At 61.9% G+C, this 17,526-nt stretch carries 13 protein-coding genes; 4 read left to right on the forward strand and 9 right to left on the reverse strand.

Features of this window, described 5'->3' with window-relative positions:
• Positions 1–8: 8 nt before the first annotated feature.
• Together GCU68_RS01290 and GCU68_RS01295 are read right to left on the reverse strand one after the other, a co-directional pair.
• Positions 9–935 carry a DUF368 domain-containing protein gene (locus GCU68_RS01290; RefSeq protein ID WP_152938671.1) on the reverse strand — a complete coding sequence of 309 codons (927 nt, stop codon included), beginning with the start codon at positions 933–935 and terminating at the stop codon, positions 9–11.
• Between the two features lie 88 nt (positions 936–1,023).
• On the reverse strand, positions 1,024–3,987 hold the full coding sequence (locus tag GCU68_RS01295; RefSeq protein ID WP_152938672.1) for an oligosaccharyl transferase, archaeosortase A system-associated: 2,964 nt from the start codon (positions 3,985–3,987) through the stop codon (positions 1,024–1,026).
• 167 nt (positions 3,988–4,154) lie between these two features.
• Between GCU68_RS01295 and aglG the strand changes: the two genes are divergently transcribed.
• Positions 4,155–5,114, forward strand: coding sequence for a glucosyl-dolichyl phosphate glucuronosyltransferase (gene aglG / locus GCU68_RS01300; RefSeq protein ID WP_152938673.1), 960 nt, complete (start codon positions 4,155–4,157; stop codon positions 5,112–5,114).
• A gap of 32 nt (positions 5,115–5,146) precedes the next feature.
• On the opposite strand, the gene GCU68_RS01305 is transcribed toward aglG, so the two are convergent.
• The 3 genes from GCU68_RS01305 to GCU68_RS01315 form a co-directional block, all read right to left on the reverse strand.
• Entirely contained in the window at positions 5,147–6,079 is a 933-nt protein-coding gene (locus GCU68_RS01305) for a glycosyltransferase (protein ID WP_319633692.1), read from the reverse strand.
• 70 nt (positions 6,080–6,149) lie between these two features.
• Positions 6,150–6,998 (reverse strand): alkaline phosphatase family protein, encoded by an 849-nt coding sequence (locus GCU68_RS01310; RefSeq protein WP_227014898.1) that lies wholly within the window; start codon positions 6,996–6,998, stop codon positions 6,150–6,152.
• 172 nt (positions 6,999–7,170) lie between these two features.
• The gene (locus GCU68_RS01315) at positions 7,171–8,595 is read right to left on the reverse strand and encodes a lipopolysaccharide biosynthesis protein (RefSeq protein WP_152938675.1); all 1,425 of its coding nucleotides are present in this window, start codon (positions 8,593–8,595) and stop codon (positions 7,171–7,173) included.
• A 182-nt stretch (positions 8,596–8,777) separates the two neighbouring features.
• Here GCU68_RS01315 and aglF point away from each other — a divergent pair, with 182 nt between their 5' ends.
• The gene (gene aglF / locus GCU68_RS01320) at positions 8,778–9,515 is read left to right on the forward strand and encodes a UTP--glucose-1-phosphate uridylyltransferase AglF (RefSeq protein ID WP_152938676.1); all 738 of its coding nucleotides are present in this window, start codon (positions 8,778–8,780) and stop codon (positions 9,513–9,515) included.
• 72 nt (positions 9,516–9,587) lie between these two features.
• On the opposite strand, the gene GCU68_RS01325 is transcribed toward aglF, so the two are convergent.
• Positions 9,588–10,133 (reverse strand): CDP-2,3-bis-(O-geranylgeranyl)-sn-glycerol synthase, encoded by a 546-nt coding sequence (locus tag GCU68_RS01325; RefSeq protein ID WP_152943527.1) that lies wholly within the window; start codon positions 10,131–10,133, stop codon positions 9,588–9,590.
• A gap of 190 nt (positions 10,134–10,323) precedes the next feature.
• Between GCU68_RS01325 and GCU68_RS01330 the strand changes: the two genes are divergently transcribed.
• On the forward strand, positions 10,324–11,502 hold the full coding sequence (locus GCU68_RS01330; protein ID WP_152938677.1) for a M24 family metallopeptidase: 1,179 nt from the start codon (positions 10,324–10,326) through the stop codon (positions 11,500–11,502).
• A gap of 8 nt (positions 11,503–11,510) precedes the next feature.
• A complete protein-coding gene (gdhB, locus tag GCU68_RS01335) occupies positions 11,511–12,791 on the forward strand; it encodes a glutamate dehydrogenase GdhB (RefSeq protein WP_152938678.1) in 1,281 nt (426 codons plus the stop codon).
• A 113-nt stretch (positions 12,792–12,904) separates the two neighbouring features.
• Here the strand turns inward: gdhB and GCU68_RS01340 are convergent, their stop codons facing one another.
• From GCU68_RS01340 to GCU68_RS01350, 3 genes are all read right to left on the reverse strand, one after another.
• Entirely contained in the window at positions 12,905–13,171 is a 267-nt protein-coding gene (locus tag GCU68_RS01340; protein ID WP_152938679.1) for a hypothetical protein, read from the reverse strand.
• Between the two features lie 88 nt (positions 13,172–13,259).
• Positions 13,260–16,451, reverse strand: a complete 3,192-nt coding sequence (locus tag GCU68_RS01345; protein WP_152938680.1) for an FAD-binding and (Fe-S)-binding domain-containing protein — start codon at positions 16,449–16,451, stop codon at positions 13,260–13,262.
• A 5-nt stretch (positions 16,452–16,456) separates the two neighbouring features.
• A complete protein-coding gene (locus tag GCU68_RS01350; protein WP_152938681.1) occupies positions 16,457–17,428 on the reverse strand; it encodes an NAD(P)-dependent oxidoreductase in 972 nt (323 codons plus the stop codon).
• Between the last annotated feature and the right edge of the window lie 98 nt (positions 17,429–17,526).

The following is a 17,526-nucleotide window of genomic DNA, read 5'->3' on the forward strand; positions in this document are numbered from 1 at the left end:
AACTGCGATCAGTACTCGAGGTCGTCAGTGTAGCGGTCGACGAGCAAGACCGCGCCCGCACCGACGATACCCGCGACGACGGCCGCGACGGGCGTTCCGGTGGACGACTCTCCGAGATTGGTCCAGACTTCCGTGACCGGCAGTCGCAACGATCCGACCATCAGACTCACTAAAAACGCGAGCGTCGCTGCCCGATAGCGCTCGAGCGCGTATCCCACCACGTGGGCCATCGTGAACAGACCGAGCACCGCGCCGACACCGAAGACGGCGACGACCGTGCCGGATTCGATCACGGGCGCGATCGCGTCACCCTCGAGCAGCCCGATCAGTCCGTCGACGAACGTACTCAGCGTGCCAGTCATGTACTCGTACTGGCCCAGAATCAGGAGGAAAAAGGCCCCGGAGACGCCCGGCAGGACCATCGCACAGATGGCGATCGCACCGGCGACGAAGACCACCAGCGGGCTATGCGGGACGCCGTCCGCCGTCACGCCCGTCACGACGAACGCGAGCACGATCGCGACTGCCGAGACCAACAGCCGGCCGCCGGTCCACGTCCCGATCGCTCCGTAGAGGACGATCGCCGACGCCGCGATCAACCCGAAGAAAAAGCCGTACGTCGGCACCGGGTACGTCGTCGCCGCCCCGTGCATCACCCGCGAGAGGATTACGACCGCCGTCCCGATCCCTAATCCGAGCGTGAGCAAAAACGGGAGTTCGATCCGCTCGAGTTCCGTCCGGAGGGTCGCCCGTGCTTCGGGGTCGTGGGGTCGAAGTGCGGGTCGAAACGCTCGCGGATCGATCGACGTGATCGCTCGGATCAGCCGATCGTAGATCCCGACGATCAACGCGATCGTCGCGCCCGATACACCGGGGACGACGTCTGCCGACCCCATCGAGATCCCTTTCAGGTATACGGCGAGAAACTCCCGCATTGCCCGGGGGTATTCCGGACGACGACAAAAGGCTTCTCACTCTCGAACCGGGCTGTGAGACGCTCTCACAGCACGAATCCGCGACGAGTTAGTTTTCGGCCGTGTCGTTAGCTGCCGTTCCGTCGTCGGTCGCGGCGTCTTGGTCGTCCATGTTCTCGGCAGCCGTGCCGTCGTCGGCTGTAGTGTCGTCCGTTTGCTCGTCCGTCTCCTCGAGTTCGACCCGTTCGAACTCGATGTCGTCGATCGCTTCGCCCTCGATCACGTCGGACTCCGGCACGGCCGTCTGCGCTTCGTATCCCTGCTCGCCCGGCTCGCCGACGGTCAGCGTGTAGTCGCCGACCGCCTCGACGCTACTGTTCGTGTAGCCGTCCTCGACGCCGAGTTCGTCATTCGTCGCGTACGGGACGGTCAGTTCGAACGAGCCGTCTTCGGCGAGGTCGGCTTCCTGCGTGTAGTTGAACGTCCGGTCGGCGTTGGTCTCGAGTTCGACGGTGGCGGTCACCGTATCGTTCGACTCGAGAAGGTCGCCCTCGTCCGCGACGGTCCCCGTGAGCGTCGCCCCCTCGACACGTTCGAACGTCTTCACCGTGGCAGCGCTTCGCGCATCGAACAGTTCTGTGGTCGGGCCCTGCTCGAGTTGGAACAGCTGTTGCTGGTTCACTCGCTGGTTTATCTGGACGGCAAGCTGGCCTTCGCCCGGTGGAGCGGGCTCGCCCTCGTTCACGTAGAGCACGTCACCGTCCTCGTACCCCCACGATTCTAACTGTTGGGCGGTCTGCTGTGGGAACGCGTCGGCAGTGTACACCTGCGCGTAACTGGCGAAGATCGCCGGTCCAGCTTCCTCGTTCTCGTGGACGACACGGTAGTGTTCCATGCCCGCCGCGTCGTCGAAGTACAGCTGCGACAGCATCGTATCGTAATATGGCACCTCGCCGAACGTTTCGGCGAGTTCGTCCGCTGCGATCGGCTGTCCCGGCTGATAGTCATCCGGCGTCATGTAGTGGGTGTAGTCCGGCCCCGTCCACTGGGTGATCGCGGGGAACTTCCCACCGGCCATCGCGTGGTCGATCATCACGTACCGCATCTCCTCGTGGCTCGCGCCTTCGGCCATCGCCTTGAGGTCCTCGTTCGTGTGAACGTCGGTCCCACGCGGCGACTCGCCCGCAGCGATGGCATCGAGGACCAGTTCGCCGCGCTGTTCTGATTCGGCGGTCAGGAACGCCGACGAAGAGCGAGCGTTCTGCTGGAACGGATTCGAGTGGGGAATCCGTTCGCCCTGTGTCGTTATCAGGTGGCCGTAGTCCCACCACGACATCACGCCGTAGGCACCCTCGGGGTAGTCGTAGTCAGCGCCCTCGGGGTATTCGTAGGTGCCGTAGTACTCGAGTTCGGAGGCGTTGTCCGCACCGCCCCAGTCTCCCGGTTCGGGCGTGTTCTCTGCGAGCCAGTGGTTCGATTCCTCCCAGACCATGGCTTCGTTGTGCGGACCGACGTTTTCGCTGCGATTCCACGCTGTGTCGGTGTCGGCCGCGATCGGTGGCAACAGCGGGGCGAACAGCAGCAAGACGACCAGCACCAACACGATGATCTGATAGGTCTCGATCTGGCGAAGCGAATCGATGCCGCCCCGAATATCGAGGTCGAAGATCCGGACGACGTCCGCGACGAAGACGGCGTTGACGACTGCAACCGCCAGCACGAGGTAGTACGCGAAGCGAAGCTGCGTCGCAGCCATACTGATCAAGAACGCAGACCAGACGAGGATTAGCGTGTACTCGGCACGGTACTCACGGCCAAACAACGGCCGCGCGACGAGCAGCGCAATCCCCGCGAGCATCGTGTAAAAGGCCGCACCGAACTCGTCGAACACGTGGCTGGCGAAGTCCTCTGGCGGCTGGGCTTCCGAGATTGTGAGCGTCCCAGCATCCGGATTGAGTGGCAACAGCCGACCCGTGAGGTTGCCCACGAGCGTGTTGTAGAACTCCGGAAGCACCAGCCACATGAGCCCGAGGGCTGCGACGATGAGCCCAGCGATCGCGGCTGGATAGTAGCGCCGGTCGATGCCACGGTCGTTCCACTCGCGTGCGAGCCAAGCCATAAAGAGGCTGCCGACCGCGACGAGCAGCGCCGTCCCCGGTTGGAGATAGCCGAAACTCGTGACGCTCGTTCCCGGCTCCTCGAGCAAGAGCAGCGTCGTCAGTGTCGTCACACCGAGGCTAGTCGCACCGACGAACGCGACGTGGTCGGGAGAGACGCCGCGAACGTAGTCGAGACAGAGTTGAACGGCGAAGAACACGCCGAAGATACCGATCAGCACGACGCCGGACGGCCAGACCCAGATGTAGAGCGTCAGGGCGAGCCCGGCAAGTACGCTGTAGATGGCCGGTTGTCGAAGCGTTTCCCAGTCCTTGTCGACGACGAGTTCGTAGATCGGCTGTTCGCGTTCGGCGACGCGCAACGCGACCATCATCGAGAGGACGGCGATCGCCATGAACAGCACTTCGGCGACGTGATGTTGGAGTTGGCCGACAGTCGTCCGATAGAGGAACGACCCCGGCGCGAGCGCGAGCACGACGACCGAGACGAGCCCGCCGACGGTACCGCCGAGCCGTCGCCCCATGTAGAAGACTGGGATCGCGACGAGCGCCGCCATCGCGGGGACAGTGAGCAACGCAACGGAGTAAAGCGTGCTCGTCGACGGATCACCGAGACCGACGATCATCGCGACGGTGACGATGAGCTGGTCGAACAGCGTCCCGAACTGACCGACGTAATTCCCCGTCGGAAACCCGGTCCATATCTCGTAGGGCATCGTGTTCGGGTAGTTCTCTGCCGTCCACTCGATCGTCCGCCAGTGATACCAGGAGTCGATGCCACCCAGCGCGGGCGTGCCGTCCTCGGTGACGAATCGCCCGTACGCCTGGGTCCGTACCCAGAACATAAACAGCATCACCACCCCGATGATGGGGATGTGATACCAGTCGGCCCACGTCTGGAGGAACGACGGCGACGTTTCAGCCCCGTCGTCGACGTGTTCAGTGTCCGTACTCATTAGGTTGCAACAGACACAACCCAAGAATAAGCCTTGTCATCTATCTGTCGCTCTTCGGAAACGAAAGTTACGATGGCACGTAACCCGGTACGGGTTCGTACCGCCCCTACGACTGGAACCCTCCTGAAGGAAAACACTTATTCGCCGTTCACAGCAACCGATTCCCGATGAAGGTCTCTGTCGTCATCTGTACCTACGCGATGGAACGCTACGACGTGTTCTCCGAGTGTGTTGACAGCGTACTCGCCCAGACGTACGAGCCACTCGAGGTCGTCATCGTCGTCGACGGGAACGATGCCGTCTTCGATCGCGTCCAGGATGACTACGGCGACCTCGAGGACGTCATCCTCCACTGCAACGACGAGAATCAGGGCATTTCGTACAGCCGAACTCGAGGTGCCGAACTCGCAACCGGCAACGTCGTGGCGTTTATCGACGACGACGCCGTTGCCGAACCCGACTGGATCGAGGAGTTGGCTCGCGTCTACGACGAGACCGACGCAATCGCTGTCGGTGGCCACGCGAAACCCGACTGGGTGACTGAGAAGCCGGAGTTCTTCCCCGAAGAGTTCTACTGGCTGGTCGGCTGTGACGAGCGCGGGATGGGCGAGCACATGGAGGAACTGCGGAACACGTACGGCTCGAACATCTCGTTTCGCCGTGACGTGTTCCTCAACGTCGGCGGCTACGACGAGAATACCGGCCGGAAAGGCGATCGCCACATCCAGGCCCACGAGGCGCCGGTCTGCATTCGAATGGCCAACAAGTACGGCAAGGGTGTGATCTACAACACCGACGCCGTGGTCCATCACAAACTGTTCGACTACCGCGGCGATTTCCGCTGGCTCGTGTTTCGCTCGTTCTGGCAGGGCTACTCCAAACGGATCATGGATATTCTGCTGCCCGAGGCGTCGGGAGACAAGAACGAGTATTTGAAGCAGCTCATGCTCGAGTTCGTCCCCGACCGGCTGTTCGATCTCGTCCGCGAGCCGTCGACGGCGAAGGCGAAACAGCTCGTGACGATCTTCATCTTTACCGCCGCGGTCGGATTCGGCTATCTGTACGGTCTCATCGACGTCGATCGTTCGGAACTTGCTGCGGATCATGACACTGTAACGGGACGCTGAGCCTGTGAGTTGACGACGCTGGGTCGGTTTGGTTACTCCTCGAGTGTCGGGATACCGCACTCGCGTGTCGTGTCGCGGTCGCCGGTGAGATACTCCTGATAGTAGCCGAGGCCACGGACACCAGTGAGAAATCTCGAGAGTGCGCCGAACGCGAGTCGGTCTCGCCGCGGCAGGTCGCGGTTGGGACGTTTAATCCCGCTCGGTCGTGGCGGAACGCCGGGAGTGCCGTAGCGCTCGGGATGATAGCGCTGTAGTTGGCAGAGCCCGCGACCGACGCGGCGGTCTTTTTTCACGAGCTCGGAGAGGGTGTTTCTGGTCGGGTGGGACATCGTGACGTCATCGGCGAAGTGCATGTCGTAGCCCGCTTCGTGAACCCGGTTACCGAACTCCTTGTCGCCGCCCGAAATCAGGCGGTGGTCGAACAGCCCCACGTCCGCAAAGACCTCGCGGCGGACGAACAGACAGCAAGTCGGCGCGAACTGCTGGCGCTCGAGGTACTGCTGAATGGGAAAGCCAGTGTGATGGTCGTAGCGGGCTGCCAGTGACGGGTTCTCGGGCAGGGCGAGTTCGACGTTGCAACCCATGTAGTCGGCATCCGTTGAGTGGAACGTCTGGAGGGCGGACTCGAGCCAGCCCTCGGGAACCGTCATATCGGCGTCGACGAAGGCCAGAAGTTCGCTGTCGGTGTTGCGGATGCCAGTGTTGCGAGCGGCGTAGGAGGACTGAATCTCGGTTTCGTGACAGAGTGAGAGTCTGTCGTCGTCGTAGGATCGGACGACATCAGAGGTTCGGTCGGTGGAGTTGTTGTCGACGACGGCGATTCGGTAGTCGTGAGTGGTTGATTGGGCAAGGAGGGACTCGAGAGTGGTAGTAATTCCGCTAGGGTCGTTGTAGACCGGTATTACAACAGACACTTCTGTTGGTTCTTCGGTCATTTTGTCGCCCTGATTGACGACTGTTTGCATGGTTTAAATCAATGATGAGTGGTTAATATGCATTCGTATGTAATGGAGGCAACCGATTCGGAAACGAGATTCACCGATACCCAAGATCGCGGAGGTGCTCTTCCACGTCTATCGCTTCACTTCGACCGGCATCCAAATCCGGTTCTCGCGTTCTCTGATCGGTCGCTGACGCTTCTACCCACGGGACCTGCTTTACGACCGGATGTGGAAATCCCTCCGGATGACCGTATGCGTGAAACTCTCCGAACGCTTCGCCGTGGTCAGCAGTAATCGCGACGGTTTCAGCATCGATGTTCTCCAGTAGAACCTCGAGGTCATCGAGAACGAGGCGGAGTGTGTGCATGTATAGTTCGTAGACATCCTCGCGGTCAGCATCTCCCGTCTCGAGTTGCTGATACCCTTCTTGCTCGAGGTCAGTCAGCGGCCGACCTTCATCTAGTGCACGGCCGAGGTATGGCAGGTGTGGCTGCATGTAGTGAACTATCAGTCGATCAGGGTCGTTTTCCCTCCCCGCTTTGATCGCGTGATCGGTCATTACTCGCGGAAGCGCCACTTGATACGTGTCGTCGTGGTAGTCACGCCACACCATATCGACCGCATCGAACGTCGACAGGTCGACGAGATTCCACCGAGAAAAATCCAGTGGCGTCGTGTTGTTCTTCGGCGGTAAGGTGCCGCGTTCGAACAACTGTCCTGCATGACCGTTCCCGGTTACGTAGTGCGTTCGTTCAATCTCGTCTCGATATGTCTCAGTGAACGTGTTCGCCATCCACTCGTCCGACTGACTTCCGACCGACCACATCGTGTCGACGTCCGCAATGAAGTCGTACTCGTCTGCGACTTCGCGAAGCGTGTCGACCCGACAGGCGTCCAGAACCACGAGGACGTCCCACTCACGTTCGTAGATGTTCGTACCCAACGGAGCTCGTGACGTTATCGCATACCAGAACACAAGATACCACGTATATACGATGTATAGTGGTGCTCGAGTGGGATGTTGACGGAATCGCTCGCGCATCTCTGCGAGCCATTCCCGGACGTTCGTCTGCATGTGTTCTCGGTCGCAGGACAACAGTGATGAAACGACCGATTCACTCCGAGGAGAACACTGGCAACCGGAACGGGAGGTTGTTCTCGACAGTCGTCCGGAACTCTCGAGAGAGCGCAAGGAGGACAGAGAAGTAGACGGCGGCGCCAATGCCGATCAACACGATAACGATGGGCAACGAATCACCGACAGTGACACGAGCGACGAAAACGACCACAGCCATTGTACCGGCGGATAAGCACTGTTTAGCTATTTCACCGGCCGGTAGGTCGACGTTGACAACCCGGTTGGCGTAGTGGTAGCCGAGCAAGAGGCCGATACCGGCAGAGAGAGTTGTCGCTGCTGCCGCACCGTACCAGCCGAACTGCCACGTGAGAACGAGGTTCAGTGTGAGGTTCACTGCGACGAAAACAGCATTGATATGGAACGTGAGCTCCGGGTGGTCAAGCGCGTTGATCGTCGACAGGAACTGGTCCATATAGCCGTATAGGAGCCGCGCGAACGTGAGCACGAGGAGAACGTAGTATCCAGTTTCGAACCCAGATCCGTAGACAGTCAGAACGACGTCACCGACGAGCGCGGCGCCGACCAGCCCCGGTATGATGAACAGTCCAGCGTACGCGAGACTGACACGCAACAACCCAGCGACTTGGTCGGATTCTTTTTCTGACGATAACTTGCTCATCTCCGGGAACAACGTTCGGGAGATAGACGCACCGAAGATGGCAAATAGAGATGCGAGGTTCCACGCAATTTCGTAGACGGCGATGAGGCTGTGGGAGACAAAGATCGCGAGGATAATTGTGTCCATCGACAAGAACGTTCGACCCTTAATCGAACTGAGCCACGAGAACTGTGCATACGATTTCAACCGGTAGAATTCCTGCCGAGACGGCGGTTTATTGGGTATCGTAACGAAGTACGCACCGATAGCGACCGCGACAACGGCACCGACGACGTACCCGGTAAACGCACCGGCGATGCCGAATCCAGTGAGCACTAATACAATCTGGACGATACTTCGGCTCGTCCATTCGACTGGGGAAAGAAGACTCGACACGTGCACAAGGTGCTGGCCGTCAAGAACCGTTTGAACAAAGACGAGTGCAAGCCGCACAGCCAACATTACGACGAGAATCCACGTCGCGTCAATATTCATGAAGTCGTTCAAATAGGGGCGGGCAATCCAAAGAGAAATAGCGACGATGCCGTACAGCGCGAACTGCGTGACCGCGCCGGCGACAACGTAGTTGCCGTTGTTACCCTCGCTGACGCGTTTTCGAATCGCCTGTGGCAAGCCGAACTCTCCAGCAATTGCCACCCAGGAGAGTACAGACAACACAACGATGTACGTCCCGTATTGGTCTTGTCCAAGTGTACGCGTGAGGACAATGGTTGCGACAAATCCCGAGACCGACATCGCAAGCTGGGACAGGAAATTCACTATGGATGTGCGGCCATATTTCATAGACGGTCACGGGATTAGCGGATACAAGCGGAGTTGCTGGCGCCGACGTGTTAATACTGTGTTTCTTCGCGATGGGAGGCAACCATTTTGTGTTCGGTATTCGTGAAATAACGCCGTCAGTAGATAGACGCAATCGTGTATCGCTCACAAAGTATATACTATCCCGTCAGAACATTCGGTACATGCAAGCAGTCGTCTTGGCCGCGGGCAAGGGAACTCGCCTCCGGCCGCTCACCGACGATAAGCCGAAGGTCCTCGTCGAAGTCGACGACACACCGCTCATCGAGGACGTCTTCGACAACCTCCTCGAGATCGGCGTCACCGAGCTCGTCGTGGTCGTCGGCTACATGAAAGAAAAGATCATCGAGCGCTACGGCGACGAGTACGAGGGCGTCCCGATCACCTACGCGCACCAGCGCGAGCAGTTGGGACTTGCCCATGCGATCTTACAGGCCGAGCCGCACATCGACGACGAGTTCGTGTTGATGCTCGGGGACAACATTTTCCGGGGGAACCTCGGCGACGTGATCAACCGCCAGCAGGAAGACCGCGCCGACGCGGCCTTCCTCGTCGAGGAAGTGCCGTACGAGGAGGCCTCCCGCTATGGCGTGCTCGACACGAACGAGTACGGCGAGATCGTCGAAGTGGTCGAGAAACCGGACGAGCCGCCGTCGAACCTCGTCATGACTGGCTTCTATACGTTTACACCGGCGATCTTCCACGCCTGTCATCTCGTTCAGCCGAGCGACCGGGGCGAGTACGAACTCCCCGACGCGATCGATCTGCTGATCCAGTCCGGGCGTACGATCGACGCGATCCGGATGGACGGCTGGCGGATCGACGTCGGCTATCCCGAGGATCGAGAGACCGCAGAAGAACGAATTCAGTCCGACGATGACGAACCGGTCTTCGAGCAGTAACACGAACGGACTCGAGTGTGGTCGCCGCGTGGTGTGATACGTAGCGACCGAACGAAGAGTCGCGTGATGGAGCTACCAGGGCTCGTTTTTCAGGCCGAGTTTGTAGGCGATGACGTTCGTCGTGACGTGGAGAACCGGCGTGAGGATCACGACGACGGCGATGACGTCCCAAGTAAACACGTCGACGAACCAATCGGTCGCCAGTAGCGCGGTCAGTGGCAGCGAGACGACGACGAAGTCGAGCTGGTCGAGTCCGGGGAACATCGCGCCGCGCTGGCGGCCGGACCGGCGTTTGAGAAACGACGCAAGGATGTCGCCGAGCATCGCTCCGGCGGCGAGTCCGAGCGCCGCGGGGAACGTGAATTCGGGGACATCGACGCCAATCGCGGAGCCGACGGAGTTCGCAGCGAGAGTCAGGAGACCCGCAAGCGCGAGCCCGGCAGTGGTCCCCGCTGCGGTGCCGCGCCACGTTTTGCCGTCGCCCAGTACCCGCTTGTCACCCCACGTCCGGCCGCCGTCGATCGGTCGACCGCCGCCGGCCAACACTGCGGCGTTGTTCGGCACGTAGGCGGGCAACATCGCCCAGAACGCGATCACGATCGTCTCGAAGATTGCCATATCCGGCCGAACGAACCGCCGTGTCTTAATCGGCGGTGGTTCGCAGGCGACCGCGAGAACGACCCACGAACGACCCACGGTGCCGATGTCTCGTCGACTCACTTCCCAAATGTAAACAGTATCTGTAATAGACGTACACGAAAAACTTTTAGCGCTGCTAGTCGATCTGCCTCGTAGAGGCCCTGTTACCGTGTCACGAAATATTTTCGACGAAGCCGAGTACGAACGGCGGGTCGAGCGGACGAAAGAACGGTTGCGCGAGGAGGATCTCGACGCGATCGTCGTCGCCGACCCGGCCAACATGAACTATCTCACCGGCTATGACGGTTGGTCGTTTTACGTCCACCAGGCCGTCGTTGTCACGGTGGACCACGAGGAACCAGTCTGGGTTGGCCGCGAGATGGACGGGGGCGGCGCGCGAGCGACGACGTATCTGTCCGAGCCGAATATCCTCTCTTACAGCGACGACCACGTCCACTCGCCACACGACCTCCATCCGATGGACTACATCGCGGGCGTGCTCGAGGACCTCGAGGTCGCGGACGGCCGGATCGGCCTCGAGATGGACGCGGCTTACTTCACCGCGAAGTCCTACACGCGTCTGCAACAGAACCTACCCGACGCCGAGTTCGAAGATGCGACGCTGCTGGTCGGCTGGGTACGGATCAAAAAGTCCGAGCAGGAACTCGAGTACATGCGCGAGGCCGCCCGAATCTCCGAAAACGCCATGCAGGCGGGCCTCGACGCGATCGAAGCAGGCGTGCCGGAGTACGAGGCCGCGGCAGCGATTTACGAGGCGCTGATCACCGGCACCGAGGAGTACGGCGGCGACTATCCCTCGATCGTCCCGCTGATGCCCTCGGGCGACCACACCGACACGCCCCACCTCACGTGGACCGACCGCCCGTTCGAGGACGGCGACCCGGTCATCATCGAACTCTCGGGCTGTCGCCACCGGTATCACTCGCCGCTGGCCCGCACGACGTTCGTCGGCGATCCGCCCGAGGAACTCGAGGAAACCGCCGAGATCGTCGTCGAAGGGATCGAGGCGGCCCTCGATGTCGTCGAACCGGGCGTGACCTGCGAAGCCGTCGAGAAGGCCTGGCGCGAGACGATCGCCCAGTATGGCCTCGAGAAGGAGGATCGGATCGGCTACTCGATGGGACTGGGCTACCCGCCGGACTGGGGCGAACACACCGCGAGCATTCGGCCGGGCGACGAGACGGTCCTCGAGGAGAACATGACCTTCCACATGATCCCCGGCATCTGGACGGAGGAAGTCGGCATGGAGATCAGCGAGACGTTCCGCGTCACCAACAACGGAGCCGAAACGCTGGCTGACTTCCCGCGACAGCTGTTTACAACCTGAGAAATACAATGACAACGACACCACCCACTCACGAGACGGACGACGACCTTGACTCGGCGCTCGTCACCGCCCGCCGCCAACTCGAGCGAGCCGCGGCCCATATCGACGTCGACCCGGGCGTGATCGAGCGGCTAAAACACCCGACAAAGGTCCAGCAGGTCTCGGTCCCCCTCGAGCGCGACGACGGGAACGTCGAAGTCTTCACTGGCTACCGCGCCCAGCACGACGACGTCCGCGGACCGTACAAGGGTGGGCTTCGGTACCACCCCGAGGTAACCGCCGAGGAGTGTACCGGGCTGTCGATGTGGATGACCTGGAAGTGCGCCGTGATGGATCTCCCCTTCGGCGGCGGAAAAGGCGGTGTCGCCGTCGATCCCAAGTCGCTGAGCAGCGACGAGACCGAACGGCTCACCCGCCGATTCGCCGAAGAACTGCGCGACGTCGTCGGCCCGACGAAAGACGTTCCCGCACCCGACATGGGCACCGACGCGCAGACGATGGCGTGGTTCATGGACGCCTACTCGATGCAACAGGGTGAGACCGTCCCCGGCGTCGTCACCGGCAAACCACCCGTCATCGGTGGCTCCTACGGCCGCGAGGAGGCACCCGGTCGATCGACCGCGATCGTCACACGAGAGGCGGTCGACTACGACGGCCGCGACCTCTTGGAGACGACCGTCGCCGTCCAGGGCTTCGGCAGCGTCGGTGCCAACGCCGCCCGCCTGCTTGAGGACTGGGGCGCGACGATCGTCGCCGTCAGCGACGTCAACGGCGCGATCTACGACCCCGACGGCCTCTCGACGCACGACGTCCCGACCCACGAGGAAGAACCCGAAGCCGTCCTCGAGCAGGACGCCCCCGAGACGCTCACGAACGAGGCGCTCCTCGAACTCGACGCCGACGTGTTGATCCCAGCCGCCGTCGGCAACGTCATCACCGCGGACAACGCGGACGCCATCGCGGCCGACATCGTCGTCGAGGGGGCAAACGGGCCGACAACGTTCGCGGCCGACTCGATCCTGGCCGAGCGCGACGTGCAGGTGATCCCGGATATCCTCGCCAACGCCGGCGGGGTGACGGTGAGCTACTTCGAGTGGCTCCAAGATATCAACCGCCGCCAGTGGAGCCTCGAGCGCGTCAACGCGGAACTCGAGGAACACATGCTCGAGGCCTGGAACGACGTCCGTGCGGAGGTCGAAGCGAAGGACCTGACGTGGCGTGACGCCGCCTACGTCGTGGCGCTCTCCCGGATCGCCGAGGCGAAGGCGACGCGCGGGCTCTGGCCGTAGCCCGTCTTCCAACGTCCAGTTCGTGTGTCAGTTCAGGGCAGTGTCTATCCGTTGAACGACGTTCCCTCGCATTTCAAAATACAAAGTCAAAATAACTTGATAGACAGTCGCTATCACTTGATTTTGGTGTAGTATTCTTCTTCGATTCTCCCAGGTGCACCAACTGTCTTGTAAAAGATTTTGTATTTTAGACTGTTACCTGTGTAAATTTTCTCAACATTATATGGTCGTTGACCGTATTTTTCTATGTAACCCTCATAATAGCCAGCATTCGCCTTATGGACCCATTCTGGCAGAGTCGATACCTGCACCCACGATCCCAGTTTGAATTTAAGGTACCGGAGTAGTCCCATCTCGTCTCGCGGATTCCGGTCAACCATATTACCTTTCTCTTTTTGATGGATAAATCGCTTATGGCCTATACCATTCTATCAACTCGAGTCGCAACGAGATCGAAAAATCGGGTCGTTACGTCGTCGACAGCGCTTCGGAGACCTTCTCGATCGGATGCGGTGGATCGCCACAGCCGTCGTACTCCGAGAGCTGAGTGCGACAGGAGGCCCCCGGCGCGACGACGGTTTCGCCGTCGCTTGCGTCGACCTGGTCGAACAGGACCTCACCGATCTTCCGGCTCAGTGAGTAGTGTTCGGCCTCGTAGCCGAACGAACCTGCCATCCCACAACAGCCAGAATCCAGCGCGTCGACCTCGTAGCCGACCGTCTCGAGCACCGTCGCTGCGTACCCGTCCTTCTTCGTCGCCTTCTGGTGGCAGTGGCCGTGGTAGGTCAGCCGCTCGCCGGGTGCTGCGGTCGGCAGTTCCGTTGCGAGATCGAACCGCTCGAGAAACTCCATGACGCCGTAGGTGTTCGCCGCGACGCGTTCGGCGTCACGGCCGGAGAGTAAGTCAAGGTAGTCAGACTGGACCATCACCGCGTCGGAGGGCTCGACGAGGACGATCTCCCAGCCGTCCTCGACGGCAGGGGCCAGCGCGTCGACGTTCGTCCGCGCTCGCTCGCGCGAGACGTCGAGAAAGCCCTTCGAGTGAGCCGGCCGGCCAGTCGGTCCGACGTTCTCTGGAATCCGGACGTGGACGCCCGCCGTCTCGAGGACCTGTACGGCTGCCTTCCCCGCCCGTGGGTGGTTGTAGTTCGTGTACGTATCGGGGACGAGCATGACCTTTCGGTCGGCCTCCTCGAGTGAGATCCGCGGCCCACGCGCGTCGAACCAGTCCTCGAAGCTCTGGCTCGCGAACGTCGGCAGGTCGCGCTCGCGGGCAATGCCGACGGTCTGCTCCGCGATGGTTCCGGCACCGGGCAGCGACGTCGCCCAGTTCGACACCGGGGCGAGCGCGGAGCCGACGGCGTTCAGTCGGTCGATGTTCGCGAACAGCTTCGCACGGAGGCTCGAGCCGTTTTGCTGGTGATTCGCGTGTTCAACTTCGGCTTTGAGTTTGGCCATATCGACCTCACTCGGACAGTCCCGCGCACAGCCCTTACAGCCGATACAGAGATCCATCACCTCCGCCAAGAACTCCTCGTCGGTCGCATCGGCGTCCAGCTCGCCGTTCATCGCACTCCGGAGCATGTTCGCCCGGCCGCGGGTGCTAAGACTCTCCTCTTCGGCGGCCCGGTAGGTCGGACACATCACGCCGCCGGTGGTCTCCTGGTCGCCGCGACAGCCGGCACAGCCGTGACAGAGTTCGACCATGCCCTGCATCCCGTTGTCGACGTCCCACTCGAGGGCGGGCTCGAAGCCGGCGTCGAACTCGTAGTCGGGGGAGAACCGCAAGTGCTCGGTCATGTCGTGGTCGCCACAGACGTTGCCCGGGTTGAGCAGCCAGTCGGGGTCGAACGCGGTCTTCAGGTCGCGAAACAGCGACCAGACGTCCTCGCCGTACAGTTTGCGGTTCCACTGAGTGCGAGCGCGGCCGTCGCCGTGTTCGCCCGAGACGCTGCCGCCGTACTCGACGACGAGGTCGGTGACGGCGTCCGAAATCGCCTCGAACTGATTCAGGCCGGCCGGGCTCTTGGTGTCGACCAGTGGCCGCATGTGCATACAACCCGGTCCCGCGTGCGCGTAGAAGCTCGCAAAGGTGTCGTTGTCCTCGAGCACCTGTTGAAAGTCCGCCACGTACTCTGCGAGGTTCTCCGTCGGGACGGCCGTGTCCTCGATGAAGGAGATGTGTTTCGCGTCGGAGGTCCGCGAGAGCAAAATCGGCGCGGCGCTCTTGCGGAGCTTCCAGAGTTCGGCGATTCCCTCCGGCTCGTGGGCCTCGAGGGCGTCAAACGCGCGGACGGGGTCGGTGTCGGACCCTCCTTCGACGTCTGTCGTTGCGTTCACACCGCCGTCAGCCGTCGGGTCAGGAACGTCCGTGCCGGACAGTCGATCGGCCAGCAGGTCGGCGACCTGTTCGCGGCCGTCGTCGTCGCTGTCGGCGTAGAACTCGACGAGCAGCGCGGTTTCGGTTCCATCTGGGAGTCGGTCGACCAGGTCGGCGAACTCTTCGGTGTCGCGAGCGAGGTCGAGTAAGACGTCGTCGATCGCCTCGATCGCCGCCGGATCGTGGTTTCGGACGATGGTGTCGACGTCGGCCATCGCGGGGAGCTGCTCGCGGTAGGTCAACAGCGCCACGGACGTCGTCTCGGGAACGGGCTCGAGCGAGACTGTGGCAGCCGTCACGACACCGAGCGTGCCCTCGCTGCCGGCGAAGACGCGGGCGAGGTTGACCGTCGCATCGGGGTCGGGCTCGCCGTCGATGACGACCGACTCCTCGGTGTTCTCGTCGAACGCCGCCGGCTCGCCGTAGGCTTCCGCGACCAGCCGATCGAGGTTGTACCCCGAGACGTTGCGTTTCAGTTGTGGGAAGACCTCCCGAATCGCGTCGGCTTCCTCGTCGATAACGCGACGGAGGGCCTCGTGGATTCGCTCGAGCAGATTCCCATCGGGATCGGCCCGCTCGCGCAATTCGGCGACGGTTACCTCGCCGAAGCGCTCGACGGTGCCGTCGGCAAGGACGACCTCGCAGGCCTCGACGTAGGCGTCGGTCTTGCCGTACTGCAGCGAGTGGGCCCCCGTCGAGTTGTTCCCGATCGCGCCGCCGATCGTGCTTCGATTCCCGGCGGCAGGGTCCGGGGCGAACTTTAGGCCGTAGGGTTCGAGTTCGTCGTTGAGATCGGCGAGCACCACCCCGGCCTGCACCGTCGCCCGACGCTCGTCGGGATTGACCTCGCATACCTCGCCCATGTGTGCCGAGAGGTCGAGGACGACGGCTTCGTTGACCGCCTGTCCGGCGAGACTGGTCCCGCCACCTCGCGGGAGCACCGGAATCCCGTTGTCGGCGCAGTAGGTGACGACGCTGGCGATATCCGCCGTCGACTCCGGCAGAACGACGCCGACGGGCGTCATCTCGTAGGCGCTCGCGTCGGTGGCGTACAGCCGGCGGCTGTACTCGTCGAATCGAACCTCGCCGTCGATTCGCTCGCGCAGTGCCGAGACGAGGTCAGGACGGTCGACGTCGCCACCGACGTAGTCGTAGTCGGCTCGCGGGTCCGCTGCAGGATCGCCCGCCCGCGGGTCCGACGGCGGTCCGAGGTCGGTCTCGTCCGGCGTCGACGTCTGGTCGCTGTGGTCAGTCGTCGAACGCGAGTTATCGGTTGCCATCGAACTCAGCTCGAGCCCGGCTGATAGACGACGTTCTCGAGGTCACCGTCGCCCTCGAGCGCGCTCACGTTGTTCGCGACGATGTCGGCGAGTCGGTCCCAGTGTTTCGGCGTGTGACCGCCCGTGTGGGGCGTGATGAGGCAGTTCTCGAGGTCCCAGAGCTCGTGGTCGTTCGGCAGCGGCTCGGGGTCGGTGACGTCGAGGGCAGCCCCGCGAATGCCGTTGAACTGCAGCGCCGAGACGAGCGCGTCGGTGTCGATGATGCCGCCGCGGGCCGCGTTGACGATCACGGCGTTCGGCGGAAGCGTCGCCAGCGCGTCCTCGTCGACGAGGTTTCGGGTCAGGTCGTTGAGCGGACAGGCGAGGACGACGTACTCGCTGCGGGAGAAGGCCTCGTGGATGTCTTCGTCCTCGAACCCGAGCACTTCGTCGGTCGGGCCGCCCTTCGAGGGCGTGTATCGAATCCCGATCGTCTCGACGTCGAACCCCTCGAGTCGCTTGACGACCTCCTGACCGATCGAGCCGAGGCCGACGACCGTGACGGTGCTGTCGGTGAACTCGTGGGACTGGAAGTGACGCCACTCGCCGTTTTGCTTGCGTCGCCACCCCTCGTGGAGGTTTCGCGCGAAGACGAGCATGTTGGCGATGGACTGCTCGGCGATGCCGGGCGCGTGGATGCCGCCCGCGTTCGTCACGGCGACGCCGTGGTCGGCCAGCGCGTCCATCGGGACGTGGTCGGTGCCGGCGAAGGTACAGGCGAACAGCTCGAGTCGGTCGGCGGACTCGAGGAGGTCTTCCTCGATGGTGATGCCGGTCACGATCCGTGCTTTCGGGACGAGTTCGCGCTCTTCTTTCGGCGTCCGCGCGAGCGCGACGGTGTGGTCGGGCAGCCGTTCGCGCAGCGTGTCAGCGTACGACTCCATCGACAGTCCTTCGGTCCCCTCTCTCAGAACGACGATATCTGGATTCGTGCTCATAGTGGTGTCTGTGGGCGCAACGGCGGTTTGATCCCACCGAAACGCAACTCTACCCTACGATTGTCATCGTCTCTCTTATCCTTTTTGTGTATCCATCG

Origin of the sequence: Natronorubrum aibiense (assembly GCF_009392895.1) — an archaeon.
Lineage (GTDB): Archaea > Halobacteriota > Halobacteria > Halobacteriales > Natrialbaceae > Natronorubrum > Natronorubrum aibiense.

Bases quoted from the DNA above. Each gene is read 5' to 3' on its own strand.
- GCU68_RS01350 (WP_152938681.1), bottom strand. From the start codon at position 17,428: ATGAGCACGAATCCAGATATCGTCGTTCTGAGAGAGGGGACCGAAGGA.
- GCU68_RS01315 (WP_152938675.1), bottom strand. From the start codon at position 8,595: ATGAAATATGGCCGCACATCCATAGTGAATTTCCTGTCCCAGCTTGCG.
- gdhB (WP_152938678.1), top strand. From the start codon at position 11,511: ATGACAACGACACCACCCACTCACGAGACGGACGACGACCTTGACTCG.
- aglF (WP_152938676.1), top strand. From the start codon at position 8,778: ATGCAAGCAGTCGTCTTGGCCGCGGGCAAGGGAACTCGCCTCCGGCCG.
- GCU68_RS01340 (WP_152938679.1), bottom strand. From the start codon at position 13,171: ATGGTTGACCGGAATCCGCGAGACGAGATGGGACTACTCCGGTACCTT.
- GCU68_RS01305 (WP_319633692.1), bottom strand. From the start codon at position 6,079: ATGCAAACAGTCGTCAATCAGGGCGACAAAATGACCGAAGAACCAACA.
- aglG (WP_152938673.1), top strand. From the start codon at position 4,155: ATGAAGGTCTCTGTCGTCATCTGTACCTACGCGATGGAACGCTACGAC.
- GCU68_RS01290 (WP_152938671.1), bottom strand. From the start codon at position 935: ATGCGGGAGTTTCTCGCCGTATACCTGAAAGGGATCTCGATGGGGTCG.
- GCU68_RS01345 (WP_152938680.1), bottom strand. From the start codon at position 16,451: ATGGCAACCGATAACTCGCGTTCGACGACTGACCACAGCGACCAGACG.
- GCU68_RS01325 (WP_152943527.1), bottom strand. From the start codon at position 10,133: ATGGCAATCTTCGAGACGATCGTGATCGCGTTCTGGGCGATGTTGCCC.
- GCU68_RS01295 (WP_152938672.1), bottom strand. From the start codon at position 3,987: ATGAGTACGGACACTGAACACGTCGACGACGGGGCTGAAACGTCGCCG.